This window comes from Chloroflexota bacterium (assembly GCA_016887485.1).
Taxonomy (GTDB): Bacteria; Chloroflexota; Anaerolineae; order Anaerolineales; family Anaerolineaceae; genus Brevifilum.
Genome location: CP069394.1, coordinates 1,662,126 through 1,678,397 on the forward strand (window position 1 = coordinate 1,662,126; position 16,272 = coordinate 1,678,397).

At 48.4% G+C, this 16,272-nt stretch carries 10 protein-coding genes and 1 tRNA gene; 4 read left to right on the forward strand and 7 right to left on the reverse strand.

What is annotated here, in order from left to right:
• Nucleotides 1-108: 108 nt before the first annotated feature.
• The 4 genes from JR338_07555 to JR338_07570 all read right to left on the reverse strand — a co-directional run bounded on the left by JR338_07555 (nt 109) and on the right by JR338_07570 (nt 6,567).
• On the reverse strand, nt 109-1,503 hold the full coding sequence (locus tag JR338_07555; protein ID QRN82296.1) for a hypothetical protein: 1,395 nt from the start codon (nt 1,501-1,503) through the stop codon (nt 109-111).
• 451 nt (nt 1,504-1,954) lie between these two features.
• A complete protein-coding gene (locus JR338_07560) occupies nt 1,955-3,838 on the reverse strand; it encodes an ABC transporter ATP-binding protein (GenBank protein ID QRN82297.1) in 1,884 nt (627 codons plus the stop codon).
• Entirely contained in the window at nt 3,835-6,072 is a 2,238-nt protein-coding gene (locus JR338_07565; GenBank protein ID QRN82298.1) for an ABC transporter ATP-binding protein, read from the reverse strand. Before JR338_07565 ends, JR338_07560 begins: the two co-directional genes overlap by 4 nt.
• Nucleotides 6,073-6,120: 48 nt before the next feature.
• Nucleotides 6,121-6,567: a MarR family transcriptional regulator gene (locus JR338_07570; protein ID QRN82299.1), complete on the reverse strand. Its 447-nt coding sequence runs from the start codon at nt 6,565-6,567 to the stop codon at nt 6,121-6,123.
• 810 nt (nt 6,568-7,377) lie between these two features.
• Between JR338_07570 and JR338_07575 the strand changes: the two genes are divergently transcribed.
• Entirely contained in the window at nt 7,378-8,607 is a 1,230-nt protein-coding gene (locus JR338_07575) for a DUF4935 domain-containing protein (protein ID QRN82300.1), read from the forward strand.
• Nucleotides 8,608-8,703: 96 nt separating this feature from the next.
• On the opposite strand, the gene JR338_07580 is transcribed toward JR338_07575, so the two are convergent.
• The 3 genes from JR338_07580 to JR338_07590 all read right to left on the reverse strand — a co-directional run bounded on the left by JR338_07580 (nt 8,704) and on the right by JR338_07590 (nt 12,836).
• The gene (locus JR338_07580; protein QRN82301.1) at nt 8,704-9,099 is read right to left on the reverse strand and encodes a hypothetical protein; all 396 of its coding nucleotides are present in this window, start codon (nt 9,097-9,099) and stop codon (nt 8,704-8,706) included.
• Between the two features lie 92 nt (nt 9,100-9,191).
• Nucleotides 9,192-9,265, reverse strand: a tRNA-Val gene (locus JR338_07585).
• Nucleotides 9,266-9,716: 451 nt separating this feature from the next.
• On the reverse strand, nt 9,717-12,836 hold the full coding sequence (locus JR338_07590) for a S8 family serine peptidase (GenBank protein QRN82302.1): 3,120 nt from the start codon (nt 12,834-12,836) through the stop codon (nt 9,717-9,719).
• Between the two features lie 439 nt (nt 12,837-13,275).
• On the opposite strand from JR338_07590, the gene JR338_07595 reads away from it, so the two are divergent.
• Genes JR338_07595 through JR338_07605 form a run of 3 tightly spaced genes read left to right on the forward strand, consistent with a single transcriptional unit; the run spans nt 13,276 to nt 16,270 of the window.
• A complete protein-coding gene (locus JR338_07595; protein ID QRN82303.1) occupies nt 13,276-13,842 on the forward strand; it encodes a PadR family transcriptional regulator in 567 nt (188 codons plus the stop codon).
• A 33-nt stretch (nt 13,843-13,875) separates the two neighbouring features.
• Nucleotides 13,876-15,252 (forward strand): ABC transporter substrate-binding protein, encoded by a 1,377-nt coding sequence (locus tag JR338_07600; protein QRN82304.1) that lies wholly within the window; start codon nt 13,876-13,878, stop codon nt 15,250-15,252.
• Entirely contained in the window at nt 15,239-16,270 is a 1,032-nt protein-coding gene (locus tag JR338_07605) for an iron ABC transporter permease (protein ID QRN82305.1), read from the forward strand. Before JR338_07600 ends, JR338_07605 begins: the two co-directional genes overlap by 14 nt.
• The last annotated feature ends 2 nt before the right edge of the window (nt 16,271-16,272 follow it).

Below are 16,272 nucleotides of genomic sequence, written 5' to 3' on the forward strand. Positions count from 1 at the left end.
ATAAGCTGGCTCAAACCGACCCAGGGGGGCACTTTAATTATATAGAATAAAGCCGGTGAAATCACCAGCTTTTTCTTCTTGTCAGGTTGTTCTCACTTCCATTAAACTTCAGTTTGCCATCAAGGGGATATAGTTCGATTCGGTCAGCAGACTGGGGTCAAAGGTTGTGAATGACCAAAACTCGCCCTCTGCCCCATTGGCATAGGTCGGCTCCGGCGTCCCCATGTTAGCGCGGACCTGCCAATAATAGGTCTCGCCGCCCGTCAGAGGTGTCAAGGCAGCAGTTCTATTCGTTCCAACATTGACCCAGCTGGAGCAGCTTGCGCTGGTATTGATGCAATATTCATAGGACTGAGCGCCGTTGTTTTCCTCCCAGGCCAGTGCAGCAGAATTCGGATTGATCCCATTCGAAGCATTCGCAGGGCTGGTCTTGGAGAAGCTGGATGCGGCTTCCTCAAGTTGAATAACGCTGACGGCATACATCCGCATGGTCGAATAATAACCGCCCCATGGAAGGCTGTGAATACTACTATCCCATGTATCTCGGATGTAGATTGTTGATCCATCATATCCAAAGCCAACAACCGTATGACCTTCTAACTGGATCATTACCGGATGGCCTGCATCAATTTCACTTTGGAAATCCTCAAGCGTAAACCCATATTCATTACCATTATAATTTTCAATATATTGGTTAAAACACTCTGTGACCGTATATCCCCGGGCTTCATAAAAATGTTTTTGCCCAGCATTACCATCATGAAAATCTTCGTACTCTGGTTGTTCGAAAAGGGCGCAAGGCAACCGTGAACCATCTGTGTAATTATAGAACGTTGTTGAGCCATCCACATTCCCATAGGCCCATTGGCTGGTCATCATATAATCGCCAATTGCTGTGTCCCAGTCATGCTGAATGCCAGAGGATCCCCAAGGCTCCTGAGGCGTGCTTCCCACATTATACGCTACCCAATAGTCATCAATTGAGCCATTACCACTCAATCCATCCACGCCTTTATGTGAAGCAACCAAGGGATTGTTGGGATATGTTACAGACTCACTATCTGTCCATGTTCCCCAGGAAGGATCTTCAACTAATGGCATCACACCGCCGTTGGTGGGGCCAGTATATAAGTTGCCATAGCCATTATTATCATAATAGCCCGCAATCATAGCACCCGAAACCGCCGAACAGCCATAAACCCAGGTATAGGCTGGGAAACCCGGCAGTTCTCCAGCGGCCCTATCCAAGGATGACACCCGCGATGCTTCCCAGGCTGCCAGATCAGGCGGTTCGGAAGGGCCATTGATCTGGGCAGCCGTGAGGCTTGTGCCATCTCTTGTGGTATATGTGGAGACTGTAAAATACTCATTGACCACCTCAACCGAGGCCGGGGTGGGGCTTGGGGGTGTGTCATCCTGGGCATTCACATCTGAAATAGGGGCTATCAGGAGAGTTGCCAGTAAAATCACTGTCAAACCAGTAAAAAGCACTCTTAATTTCATTCAGCTTCCCTTCACACACAAAACAATATTATCAAAGTCGGTCTCAAACCATCATGTACGATTATTATATTAAATTGTAGTCTAAGAGCCTTCTCAGGCGTGCTGGATTGTTCGAATGGATGGTAACTGATGAATACCCCAAAATCCAGATTAAGCCCGACACTTCGCTGTTAGATTCCTGTAAATTCAGCTGCTTGCACGAAGCATCAGGCCAGGCTGAGCTGCCTTCTCGTGAGCGAAAAGATCGCCGATTTCAGCATGCCTCTCAGCGGCAAGGTGGAGAAAATGTGGCTGGTGAAGGGTGGAGGAAAAACGGTATTCCATAGATAGTGAAAATTAAGTATAACGGGCATTATTCTTTTATGAATAATGCCCGTAATTTGTTTCATTTGATATGGATCACTAACCCCGTAAAACAATTCATTTCCAACTTCAATCTATCCAGCCTCGCTCACACCCCCACGTGCTCGAACTGGCTGTTATACAGCTCCGCATAGAAGCCTTTTTCTTTCAGCAGCTCTTCGTGCTTACCCTTTTCCACAATATCACCATCCCGGATCACCAGGATCAGGTCAGCGTTGCGGATGGTTGAAAGCCGGTGGGCGATGATAAAACTCGTGCGGCCGTGCATCAACCGGTCCATCGCTTCCTGGATCAACACCTCGGTTCGGGTATCGACGGAGCTGGTCGCCTCGTCCAAAATCAACATCGGCGGATCAGCCAGCACCGCCCGGGCAATCGTCAGCAGCTGCTTCTGACCGGAGGATATATTGGTGGCTTCTTCGTTCAGCACCATCTGGTACCCACCGGAGAGCGTGCGGATGAAGTGGTCCACATGGGCTGTCTCTGCCGCACGCACCACTTCTTCATCGGTGGCTTCTTCCCGGCCATAGCGGATGTTCTCGCAGATCGTATCGTTATAGAGCCAGGTATCCTGCAGCACCATGGCGAACATCTTACGCAGGTCTTCCCGCTTGAAATCACGGATGTTATGCCCGTCCACCAGGATCTCGCCGCCATCCACGTCATAAAACCGCATCAGCAGCTTGACCAGGGTGGTCTTGCCGGCGCCTGTGGGGCCTACGATGGCAATCTTCTGCCCGGGTTGAGCGCTGAAGGACAGGTCCTTGATGATCGTCGTTTCGGGTTCATAACCAAAGCGGACATCACGGAATTCAACCAACCCATCCACATGTTCTAAAGTGACTGGGGTGTCCGTGTCAGGCTCTTCCTCCGGCTCATTGAGAAATTCAAATACCCGTTCAGCGGCGGCGGCTGTCTGCTGAAGAACATTGGAGATATTAGCGATCTGCTGCAGCGGTTGGTTGAACTGGCGCACATACTGAATGAACGCCTGGATGTCCCCAACAGTGACCGCCCCCTTGATAGCGTAATAGCCGCCAAGAATGCTAATTGCGACATAGCCCAGGTTGCTGATGAAACGCATGATCGGCATGATCACGGTGGAAAGGAACTGTGAGAGGTAGGCGGATGAATACAGGGTCTCGTTCAGTTCATTGAAAGTTCTCACCGATTTTTCTTCGGCGTTGAAGGCTTTCACCACAATATGCCCGCCAAACATCTCTTCCACGTGACCGTTGACATGGCCCAGGTAAGTTTGCTGCTGCATAAAATATTTCTGTGAAATCTTGACGATCACATTGATCACCACTATCGTGATCGGAACCGTCAACAGCGCCACCAGCGTCATCTGCCAGTTGATGGTCAGCATCATGATTAAAATACCGACAACGCTTGTGATGGATGTGATAATCTGCGACAGGCTCTGGTTGAGCGTCTGGCTCACCAGGTCGACATCATTGGTAACCCGCGAAAGGATCTCACCCTGGCTGACCTTGTCAAAATATTGCAGCGGCAACAGGTTGATCTTGTGAGCGATGTCCTGCCGGAAACGGTAGGTAATATCGGCCGAGATACCCGACATGATGAAGCCCTGGAAAAAGGCCAGGAAGGACGAGATCACATATAAGAGCGCTACGCGAAGCAAGATGGCGCCGATGGCGGCATAGTCCACGCCGCTGCCCGTTCCGGCGATCTGAGCCGCCACATCCTGGAACAACTGGGTGGTTGCCTGACCAAGGATCTTCGGTCCAAAGATCGAAAAGACTGTTGAGGCGGCTGCAATTACCAGGACGCCGAGAATCAGCAGGTTATACTTCCCCAGATATTTCACCAGGCGTTTGAATGTACCTTTGAAATCGCGGGCCTTCTCGCCACGCATCATCGCATGCGGACCCCCACGTCCCATTCGGATGGGCGGTCTGGCGTCATTTTGTTTCGGTTGATTATTTTCGTTAGGACGGCTGTCGGTCATGCCAGTTCCTCCTTGCTGAGCTGAGATGTGGCAATTTCTTGATAGGTCTGACAGGTCTTCATAAGCTCCTGATGGGTCCCTTTGCCAACGATTCTTCCATTATCCAGCACGATGATCTGATCCGCACTCATCACAGTGGCCACCCGTTGCGTTACCAGCAGCACGGTGCTGTCGCCTGTTTTCTCTTCAAGCTCCTTGCGCAATGCAGCGTCCGTCTTGAAGTCAAGCGCTGAGAAAGTGTCATCAAATATGAAAATTGGGGGTTTCTTGACCAGCGACCGGGCAATGCTCAACCGCTGTTTCTGCCCACCGGAGACATTCCCGCCACCCTGCGAGATCGGTGCCTCCAATCCTTCGGGATTATCAAACACAAAATCGGCCGCCTGAGCGATCTCAATGGATTCGCACAGGGTCGCTTCGCTGGCACCTTCATCAGCCAGCCGCAGGTTCGATTCCACGGTCCCGGAGAATAAAATACCTTTCTGAGGTGTGTATCCAATCTTGGCGCGCAGGTCATGCTGGCGCACTTCCCGCACATCGACGCCATCCACCAGCACAGCGCCCTTATAAACATCAAAGAAGCGCGGCACCAGGTTGACGACAGTCGACTTGCCACAGCCGGTGGAGCCAATGATCGCAGTCACCTGCCCCGGCAGCGCCGTAAAGGAAATATTCTTGAGGACATCCTCCTCGGCATCCGGGTAACGGAAATCCACATTGCGGAATTCGATCTTACCGGTGAAAGGTGCAGGCAAAGGCTTGGGGTCGTCGGGGTCCTCGATCTTATTTTCCGTTTCCAGAACTGCTGAAATCCGGTCACCCGAAACAAAAGCCCGTGGCAGGAAAATGAACATCATGGAGAGCATCAGGAATGCAAACATGATCTGCATACTGTATTGCAGGAAAGCCATCATATCACCGACCTGAAGGGTCGAAGCCGCAATCTGATGAGCGCCAACCCAGATGATCAGAACGGAAAGCCCGTTCATGATCAGCATCATCACCGGCATCATGATCGCCATGACCCGGTTGATGAATAAAGTTACATCTGCCAGGTCCTTATTGGCCCCGTCAAAACGCTGCTCCTCAAAGCCTTGCTTGTTAAAAGCACGGATGACCATCATACCGGACAGGTTTTCCCGGGTCACCAGGTTCAAACGGTCAATTAATTTCTGGATGATGGTGAACTTCGGTACAGCGATGAAGAAGACAACCACGATCAGCAGGATCAATATAGCGACAGCCAGGGCGATGATCCACCACATATTCGGGCTCTTATCCAAAGCCCTAATCACACCGCCAATGCCCATGATTGGGGCAAAGAATGCCAAGCGCATGACCATGAAAACCACTTGCTGGATCTGCGTGACGTCATTGGTGGCACGCGTGATGAGAGAAGCGGTGGAGAACTTATTAAACTCCTGGCTGGAGAAAGATTCAACTTTTGTAAACACATCCTTACGGATATCCCGTGCGACTGAAGCCGATGTCCGCGCAGCCAGATAACTCACAGCGATATTCGTCACGCCGGAAAGCAGTGAGAGCAAGACCATCACGCCGCCCACTCGGAGGATATAGTTGGTCTGAACCTTACCAAGATCCACACCCAGAGCATCGTATTCCTGTTGAATGGCTGCGGTCGTCATCTGGGTGGATAAGGTTTCCGGTATGGACTCAAACTGAACGGTGATTTGCTGCTTGATTTCTTCAAGCCGATCCGGTGCCATCCTGAGCACGGCAAAAAGGTCCATCCCAGCCGGGATCTGCGAAGGATCAAAGGGCAGATCACCCAGCATTTCAGCCGCCTGATCCGGGTTATTCTGAATCTGCTCAATAACATAGAGCACCAATAAGCCCCGGGACATCGCCGGTTCGATTTGGGCCAATTCATCATTGGTCAGGTCCTTGAGGACGTAAACCGGTTCCGTTTCCAGGGCAGGCACCGTTTGGACCAGCTCTGAATAGTCGGCTGAGTTTTCATCAACCAGCTGGTAGGCATCATATACAGTGGCCGCTTCCTGATCGTCAAAGAACAGCGCCATATTATCAAGCTGGCTCTGGCGGATGTATTGCGGGATGACGCTGTCAATACCATTCTGCTGGATGCCAACGTTGACAATCCGTGAAAGGTAATCCGGCAGCGCAAGATCAGCATTGGCCATCACGAACAGCAGGCCAATCGTCACAATGATAAATAGCGCATAAGGTTTTAGATATTTAAGAAGTTTGATCATAAATTAATGGTCCTTCATCGGTAAATAAGAGGAAATGGATCAAATACTCTACTGACGATTCCTTTTTTGACATTTTCTATTTTGATGCTTGCAGTGATGATCTAATTCAGCATTGAACACCTGAACCCGTTGGTTCAACATTTGGATGGTAGGCAGGATTTCCTCCTTTTCTTCATCCGAGAATTCCTGAACCAAATCCGATAGCCAGGCATGCCGGGTTTTCATGCTTTTGCGAACCAAACACCTCCCCTTATCGGTTAATGCAATCAGCTTCATCCGGCGGTCCTCCGGGTTTTCCGACCGCACGACCAGCTCGGCCTCAAGCAGCGAATCCAAAAGCTGGCTAACAGCCGCCTTGGTCACACCCAAGTGTTCAGCCAGGTCATTCACTGAGCCATAACCGTGGTGATAGAGCCAGAACAAGGTGTTGACCTGTGAAAGCGATAGGTCTGATCCACGAATATGACGGATGAACGCGTGAAAGGAATTGTGCATTGAAGCCTCCATCCACTCACGTAGGGCTGTTAAGAAAAGATCATCCTGCGGCAAAGTTTACCTCGCTTAATAGTTAAACGGGCTTAACTATATTCGCGTGGGCAACAAATGTCAAGCTGTTTTTAAGGGTGGAAAAGGTAATCAAATTGTAAAGAATTTCCGGGGAAAGTTCAGCTTGGACAAACAGTTAGGCAGCAGGTTAGTGGGAGGATGGATGCCGTTTTTGAACGCTGGGGCAGTGTTGGTCCGAGTAAGAACAGTAAACACAGCAATCCCCCGGTTTCGGTTTGAGCATAGCGCCACAACTGGGGCACACATAGATCGTTACTCAGTAGTTCCCGGGCATTTCCTCCTGGGTGACCGTGCCACACTGCTGACAGGTCAGATTGGCTTGGTATTGGATAGGCATAGGGGCCTCAATCTCTGGGTGGGCTTATTTTCATTATACAATTTCTGGGGGAAATAATTTATTCGGTTAAATACAAAGTGGGCGCGGAGAGACTCGAACCATCGACCTTATACCCCCTCGATTCCCTTCGGGGGTTCCAATTTTTTCAGGGGCTCGGATGTGACTAACTTTAGAGTCAAAATGCAAGCGGACTGTTTAGGGCAGGAACTCACAACGAAAATTATTCTGGTTTTTTTATCTTGGGGATTATTAAATACAAAGTGGGCGCGAATGGACTCGAACCATCGACCTCACGGATGTTACACAAACTCAGGACGGGGTATAATTCTAAATTAAGAAAAGATATGGTCAGTAAAGTTTAATCAATAGACCGATTTAATAATATATGATGGGGCAATACTATGAAAAAAGAATTCTCAGAATTTTATCAACCAACTGAAAAAGAGTTTGAAGAAATGTGGGATTCATGTGATTTCATATTTGATACAAATATTCTCTTAAATTTATACCGTTACTCTTTAGAGACAAGAAATACATTTATAACTATTATGGAACAAATTAATGATCGAATTTGGATTCCATATCAAGTAGGTTTCGAATATCACAAAAATCGGATAGTTGAAATAGAAAAACTAAAACACACTTATGATAAAGTCAAAGAATCATTGACTGGTTTTCAACATAAGATCAAAGATGAATTATTTACATCATGCAATAATGGAAGACATCCATATATCAATTATGAGGATTACCTTTCCAAAATCGAAACAATAATTAATGAGATTTCTATTGACCTAGATGCAAAGAAAGAAAAACATCCAGATTTATTAAATAAGGATCCAATTAGAGATAAGTTAACTAAACTTTTTAATGGAAGAGTTTGTGATCAACTAGATCCTGAAGAGAAAAAAGAAATAATTACGCAAGGAGAAGATCGTTATAAGAAACTAATTCCCCCAGGATACAAGGATGATGGATTCGGCGATTTAATTATTTGGTTTGAAATGATTAATCATGCAAAAAAAAGCGAGAAGCCAATAATCTTTGTTACTGATGATGGAAAAGAAGACTGGTGGTATCAAATCCATGGGAAGACTATAGGTCCAAGACCAGAATTAATAAAAGAAATTCTTGAGAAGGCTAATATCAAGTTTTATATGTATTCTGCTGACAAATTCCTGAATTTTGCAAAAGAATATCTTGACAGTAAAGTAGAACCAAAAGAAATTGAAGAAGCTAGAGACATTCGTCTGCAAGAAGAAAATTTACAGATACAACGAAAGAACCAAGAGTTTTATCGTACTTTATTGTCGGCAAAAGATGTTTATGAAATGATGGAAAGGGCTAATCAAGCAGCTGTACCCAAATCCATGATCGAAATGATGGAAAGGGTTAATCAAGCAGCAGTACCCCAATCCATAATCGACATGATGGAAAGGGCTAACAGAACAGCAATACCCCAATCCATGATTGATATTTTGGAAAACGCTAAAAATTATACAATTCCCCAATCCGTCATCGATAGAATGGACTCCGCTAAAAGAGAATTTGATAATTATGTTCTTTCGAGACAAATAAATCCAATTAGAAACATAACTGATAATAATGTGAGTAACAGGGAAGATAATTAGAAAATAAGAAGCAATAATGGTAAATAAGCTACATTCATGGTGACGGAATAGAACCAGATTATGAAGATAAGTTCTAAATATTATAAAACCTTGAATCTATAAACGAGTTAAATAATCGCTAAAATCAATTCCCTGAAATTCAATCTCTGCAAGTAAACGTTTAGTTGCATCTTCAACATGATTGGATGCAGTTTTATTCATATTCGTTATATCAATTAATAACTCCATGAATTCTTTCATTTGATCTGCCGAAATCTCATCTTCAGGTTGATTTGAAATCTTTTTCCCTAACTCCTGAAGCTTTATGTTCTTTTGAATATACTCGATATTAGCTTTTCGCTGCTCAGGTGATTGTGAACGCAAGAACGAAATTAAGGTTTGAACATCTTTTCCCCCAAATTCTTCACCAAAGAAAAACTCAACAGGTTTATTTAAATATTGACTTATCTTATATAAATCACTTGCCGTCACTTGACCCTTATCCCATTCCAAATATATTATCCCTGCTAATTGTTATTAAATAAAACCAACTAAAAATATTTAAAATTTATTATAGCATTGCGTATGGGAAATTAAATACAAAGTGGGCGCGGAGAGACTCGAACTCACGACCTCACGGATGTGAACCGTGCGCTCTAACCAGCTGAGCTACGCGCCCAATTTGGAACTACCTTCTTGCGTTCTAACCAGCAGCCCTTGGCAGGGTCTGGGAAGTTACGCGCCCATTTCGGGACTTACATTTGCGCTCTAACCAGCAGCCCTTGACAGGGTCTGGGAAGTTACGCGCCCAATTCGGGACCTACATTTGCGTTCTAACCAGCAGCCCTTGGCAGGGTCTGGGAAGCTACGCGCCCAATTCGGGACTTACATTTGCGCTCTAACCAGCAGCCCTTGACAGGGTCTGGGAAGCTACGCGCCCAATTTGGAACTACCTTCTTGCACTCTAACCAGCAGCCCTTGGCAGGGTCTGGGAAGTTACGCGCCATGTAGGACGTCATTATAGCAAAGGTTCCCCCATCAGTCAATCTATAGTCTCGGAACCTACCCTATTCAAAGAAAGAGGCTGCCCATAGGGGCAGCCTCTAAACAGTAAACTAGATGATCAGAATTTAGTGGAGGAGGACGGGTACCATAGTGTCGCCGTGGACCTCAAATGGCCAGTAATAGGACTGTCCTGCGCCAGGCTGACCGTTGTAGTCAACAACCATCATACCCTGGATATCCGCATAGAGGAGGCCTTGCCAGTTGTTCACCCAATAGAACAGGGCTTCAACCGTACCTGCTGGGTAAGGATCGGTAAAGCCCCAACTGACCGGAAGCCGTGAAAGGTCAAAGCTTGCATAGCCGGCGTAGTCATAGTTGCCGTTCCAGTCATAGCTGACGACTTCATAATCAAACACATCCACCACATACTGCCAGGCGGCCGGCAAATACCATTCCTGGAAACCGGAGTTGAAGTCACCATAGATGAGGTATGGGCTGCCAAGGTACATCATGCCATCGGAGAAGTCCACCTTAGCGACCATCCACTCATTGGTCCCATCGCCGCCGGTCATCGCGCCAAAGTTATAGTTGAAGTTCACCACATTGCCATACGGTGTGTAGACATACATATCAACTTCGTTGAAGTAGGGTTGGTTCGTATGAACATCTCCCCACATGGCAAAGGCGGGCACAAATACATTACCATAACTTCCACTAAACCAGCCATAGTCCATGCCGACATAGCGAAGGTCACCGCCGTCCAACACAGTTGGATCATTATCCGACGTCAAGGTGACAGGATAAGCCCAGAGGCTGGAGGCAATCGGTCCATATTGTTCAAAATCCACCTCGCCCCAATCACTGTAAACTTCAAATTCATTGTATGTAAAGAGCTCAATCAGCCCACTATAGGGCCGCGGCACGAAGTAGAAGGGCACTTTGAGAGTGAGTTCACCACCAAAGGCTGAGAAGACCACATAACCGAAATATTCCTCCAACCAACCAAACTCCCGATAAACTTGATCTGCGATCAAATCCAGGGTGACATCAACGCTCGTCACGCCAAAAGCAGGAAGTTCCACAGAGAGAACATCGGGGGTCAGAGTTGCCCCGTCGTAAAAATCTGAGGTGAAATAAACATCGACATCAAAGGTAATATCAAAGTCATAGTAGCTCTTCAGGGTGATCGCCTTTGTGTCTGAATAATCAGACATCATTTCGATCACACCCCAGCTCAGGCTGACCAACTCAGGATCAGCATAAGCAACAGCAGGCGTTATGACAGAATAAAAGGCATCGACCCGCCCAGCACCAATTCTTGGCACATCACCGCTGGCATCGCCAACCAGATCAACGGCGTTATTCATCATCGCCGCTTTCACATGAATGGGATCAAAACCAGGATTCGCCTCAAGAACCAAAGCAGCCACACCGGCAACCATAGGCGCCGCCATGGAAGTCCCGCCCTTTGTCGTCCCCTCATTACCGGATCCCATTGCAGCTGCAAAAATGGAAGCGCCGGGAGCAGTAATTTCAGGTTTCAGTTTGGAATCAAACCCACGGGGACCGCGTGATGAGAAGTCACCAATAGAATCCACCGGATCAAGCGATTCAAAGACATCCACTCGGCTATCAGGCCCGATCGAGACGGTTAATGGCGCTAATCCCTTCAATGTTAGCCCATCCGCCTGTAGAATGGAACCAGCAGGCAGTGTTGCTCCACCGACAGCCATATTGAAAACGCCAGTGGTGTTATTGTAAATCACTGCTGCAACGGCGCCCATACTGTCAGCATTATTGATCTTATCTTCGAAGGAACAATCACCACGGCTGATCAGTGCGATCTGGCCAGTCAACGCACTTTCCTGACCTTCCGGAATTGTGCACAAGAAACCAGTGAGATCAATTGAAACAGAAATATCAACCATCTCCGCCACAATATTTGAAACGAAAGCAGCGTCCGATGTATGATAAGGAATCTGCTCACCCAAACCATATTCAATATAGGGAAGAGTCTCATAACCCGTTGTAGAGGCGGCAACTGAAATCGCCGAATCGACAACGGAGGGTGACCCAACGACATAAGAACTATCGCCGGCGTTACCAGCGGAAGCCACCACAACCACACCAATGGAAGTGGCATTTTCAACTGCGATGAATTCGGGATCGTTCTCATCGGCTGGGCCCCAGTCGGCGCCCAGAGACATATTAATCACATCAACCGGTTCGCCAAGATGGCCCAGACCCAAGGGATCCATTGCCCACTCGATAGCGTGCAAGGTCAGTCTGGTTGAGCCCACAGCACCGAAGATCTTCAATGCATACAGGCTGGCATCCGGTGCAACACCGCTGCCGAAACCAGCATCATATCCAGCAGCAATAGAAGCGACATGAGTACCATGCCCAGCTTCATCCAAAGGATCATCATCCGGAACAGGAACATTCCTACCAGTATAGGCTGTACCCGCAAAATCATACCCGCCAATCACTTTAGCGGTTGGGAAGGTTCCTTCTTCAATAATATCGGGATCGTTTGCAGCATAATCCGCTGGATCGCCAGAGCCACCAAACATGGCGTGGTTATAGTCGATACCAGTATCGATCACTGCAATGGTAACGCCTGCACCAGTGTAACCTGAAAAGGCCCACACATCAGTAGCTCCGATTACTTCAGTGCTGGCAGCCAGATTAATTTTATATTCAGGTGCCTGACTAACGGATTTTACGCCAGGAATCGCTCGGATTTCATTGACGATCTTAGCAGGTACCATCAGCATAAAGCCATTCAGGACTTTAGTGAAGCTGTCACCAATTTGCTGCACATCACCAGACCGACCGGCAGAGATCTCACTCAGAATGGCGGACTGATCGCTCTTTAGTTCAGTGACATAATCCACCTGAGCGTCTGTGCCACTCGCCCGGTCCATGCCATGTTCATTTACATATTCAATCAGAGAAGGTTTATCTAATTGCACCACAACCGTAACAGGCATATCCGCATAATCAATCAGTGCATTTGGGATTGGCCCTTGATTGCGAATCAGGAACTCTTCAATGGTCATGCCATCAGCAAACTCATCTAATATTTCCTGGGGAAGCAATTCGGGCTCAGGGCGTACCGGCTCATCGACTTCCGGTACGATCGGACCTGCAGCGTCAATTGGATTAATTGCCGCTGTCACTGGCGTTATTACTACAGAAGCTAATAACACAGTTGTTAAAACAATTCCAAGTATCTTTTTCATAGAATTTTCTCCTCGAAATCCTAATTCAGTTTGACCAAGTTTTTTACTGTATTTTTATTATTGATCTGTAGGTCACCTCCTCAAAATGCTTAGTAAAAACCCCTTATATAGAGATCGATTATTTATTTTCAATCACTACGACCCAAATAATTAATATTAAAATTTATTTTTTTGCACTGAATAAAACTAAATTATTTTATAATAATTTTTCGAATTTAATTATTATATATTATCATGATTTTCTGGCTTTTGAAACGCAATTTACTCATGATAAATTAATTATAAGATATTCTGGGTAATACCCGCAACAACTAAACCGGGTTTGTGTGTAATTTTAGAAAATGGTTGCATGTAATCATTCAAAAAGAGAATAATTCACAAGTGTGGTATTCCTAATTATCAGGGATACTTCATAACCTATTCCATGATAGAATAGGTTATGTCACGATTATCTCCCGACGAAGTAATCCTTGGCCTGCTACTGGCCGCTCCCTCCTATGGCTATGAACTCCTCGACCGCTTTCGAGACTCAGACCATCTGGGCCGAATCTGGAACATGAGCACCAGCCAAATCTATGCCGTGCTCAAGCGTTTAGAGAGTGAGGGCGCAATCACAGGCCATCCCATTCCCCAGCCGGAGGCACCGCCCCGCATGGTGTATCACCTCACGTCCAAAGGCGAGGGCCGCCTGATGGCCTGGCTGGCTGAAACAAATCCCCCTGTAAGCATTCATCGCATCCGGATCGTCTTCCTCTCCAGGCTCTATATTGCCACCCTGCTGGACCTGCCCACGGAAGAAATCATCCAGCGCCAAATCTCCGTTTGTGAACGTCAATTAGTGAAAATTCAGGCCAATATCGGCTCCTCCAGCTCTTCAGTTGAAATCATGACCTTACAATTCGTGGCCGGACAGTTGGAAGCAGCACTTGATTGGCTGAACCACTGCAAAGCGTTTCCCCTAGTCATTCCACCGAAGAAAATCCCAGATGGCGAAAAGGCCACCTGAACAATGCACTACCACTCTAATAAAGGACACATCATGAAGAAGATCACAACAAAATTTGCCCTCCTATTTCTGGTTGTCATGCTGGGCACTGCTGCCTGCGCACCAGCCATAACCCCACCCACCGAGGCCGCGACAGAAGCACCTGTTGCCTTAACGGAAGAGGCTACTGAAAGCCCATTCACCATTCAGGCTGATCCAAAACTGACGGAAGCGGTTACCGCTCTCTACCAGGCTTACACCTCTAACGAATCACCTGTTTTTGTTGAAGCAGATGCTGATTTGCTGGTGACAGCTGCTAGTGAAGGTGATGTCCCTGGCGATATCCCCGCCACTTTCCTGCCGGATGCAGTTCTCATTCCCCAAACCGATTCCATTGATGCCGCTGATTTTATTGACTTTGCCATCTCAATTGACGGTCAGCAAGCGCTGATTGATGCCGGTTTGCTCTCTGCTTCCATTACCATGACCGATCAGGCCGGAAACACCGTTGAGATCACTCAACCCGTCCGGCGGGTTCTCTCCGCTTATGGCCCCGCCACCGCCATGATCTATATTGTGGATGGGGAAGATCCCCTGGTTGCTGCATCCTATCTCGGCGCTCGCGATCCTGCGGGTGCAGCCGCTATGGAAGCCATCGACCCGCGTTTCCAGAATCTCATCGGTGACAGCTATTTCAGCCAAAGTGATTTCAATGTTGAAGAAGCTGCCCGCCTGGACCCTGACCTGATCATAGCCAGTTCTCGAACCGCCTGGCTGGATACCGCAAGCGAACTGGGTATTCCCTACGTGCTTTATGACGCTGAAACCCCCGAGCGTTTAATCGAAGCCATCCTGATGACCGGTGAGGTATTCGGCCCCCATTCCACCGCACAGGCGCAAGCCTGGGTGACCTATTACGATTGGCTCACTGGTGAAATCCTGGCGCAGACCGAAACAATCGCTGATGAAGATCGTCCAAAAGTCCTCTTCACCGGGACAGACCCCTTACGTGTGGCCAGCGGCGATATGTTCCAGACCAGTCTGATTGAAATCGCCGGCGGCGTATCCGTCAGCGCAGAGCTGACAGGCTACTGGAACGATGTCAACCTTGAACAGATCGCAGCCTGGAACCCGGACGTGATCATTGTCCCCCCTTATGGCGGTGCCACCGTTGAAGCTATCACCGAGAATCCCGATTGGCAGATCCTGACCGCCGTCCAGGAAGGCCGCGTTTACCAAATGCCCAAGTTGGTGATCCCCTGGGATACCCCCTCCCCCGATTCGGTCTTAGGGATCATCTGGCTTGCCCAGCACCTCTTCCCTGAATTGGAGACACCGGATTGCGCCCAACAAGCTAATTTCTTCTATAATACATTCTATAATTACGCGATTACACCAGAAGAAATCGACTCGATCTGTGCCATCAACTGAAGCACCAACCCGACCAAATAAGACGATCTCGGGCCTGGCACTGGCTGCTCTGCCGGTGATCCTTTTCATCCTGGCCCTGATGCTGGGACGATACCCGATTAGCCCATTGGATGTGGGCCGTTCCCTGCTTTCACCAATTTTCCCCAAACTCGGGGCAGATATCCCCGAAGTCGCCCGCCGACTGGTCCTGCGGGTACGTCTACCACGTGCCCTGGCGGCCCTGCTGATCGGTGCGTCCTATGGCAGCACAGGGACCGCCTTCCAGGCGATCTTCAAAAACCCGATGGTAGATTCCAACATCCTTGGCGTCACTTCCGGGGCCGGCTTTGGAGCTGCCCTGGCGCTCCTGCTGATGCGGAGCAACTGGGAGATCCAGCTTTTCGCCTTCGCCTTTGGTCTGCTGGCCGTGGGGCTGGCGTTCTTTGGCAGCAGGCTCTATAAGTCCTCCCCGCTGTTGGTGCTAACCCTGATGGGAATCCTGGTTGGATCGCTCTTTGGCTCCCTGACCGCCTTACTAAAATACATGGCCGATCCATTGGATAATCTCCCGGCAATCACTTTCTGGCTGTTGGGAAGCCTTTCATCCATCACCTGGGCAGATTTGCCCATCCTGGCCGTCATCTCAGTCCTGGGGTTGGCTTTCCTCTGGCTGATCCGTTGGCGGCTCAATGTGCTCTCTCTGGGTGATGCAGAAGCGCGTGCCCTAGGCATCAACCCCACCCGTGCCAAACTCTGGCTGATTATCACATCAACCCTGATGACTGCTGCGGCTGTTTCGGTCAGCGGCGTAATCGGCTGGGTGGGTCTGGTCATCCCCCATGCCGGGCGATTACTGGTTGGGCCGGATCATAAACGGCTTGTGCCCGCCTCCATCCTGCTGGGGGCGTCCTTCCTCCTTTTAATTGACAACATCGCCCGCACCCTGCTGCCCGGTGAAATACCGCTGGGCGTGCTGACTGGTCTGGTCGGCGCACCGGTGCTGGCTTTCTTATTACGCCGCAGTCGGACGGGATGGTGACG

Excerpts from the sequence above, each read along its gene's own strand:
- JR338_07555 (QRN82296.1), bottom strand. The coding sequence starts at position 1,503 with ATGAAATTAAGAGTGCTTTTTACTGGTTTGACAGTGATTTTACTGGCA.
- JR338_07560 (QRN82297.1), bottom strand. The coding sequence starts at position 3,838 with ATGACCGACAGCCGTCCTAACGAAAATAATCAACCGAAACAAAATGAC.
- JR338_07565 (QRN82298.1), bottom strand. The coding sequence starts at position 6,072 with ATGATCAAACTTCTTAAATATCTAAAACCTTATGCGCTATTTATCATT.
- JR338_07570 (QRN82299.1), bottom strand. The coding sequence starts at position 6,567 with ATGCACAATTCCTTTCACGCGTTCATCCGTCATATTCGTGGATCAGAC.
- JR338_07575 (QRN82300.1), top strand. The coding sequence starts at position 7,378 with ATGAAAAAAGAATTCTCAGAATTTTATCAACCAACTGAAAAAGAGTTT.
- JR338_07590 (QRN82302.1), bottom strand. The coding sequence starts at position 12,836 with ATGAAAAAGATACTTGGAATTGTTTTAACAACTGTGTTATTAGCTTCT.
- JR338_07595 (QRN82303.1), top strand. The coding sequence starts at position 13,276 with ATGTCACGATTATCTCCCGACGAAGTAATCCTTGGCCTGCTACTGGCC.
- JR338_07600 (QRN82304.1), top strand. The coding sequence starts at position 13,876 with ATGAAGAAGATCACAACAAAATTTGCCCTCCTATTTCTGGTTGTCATG.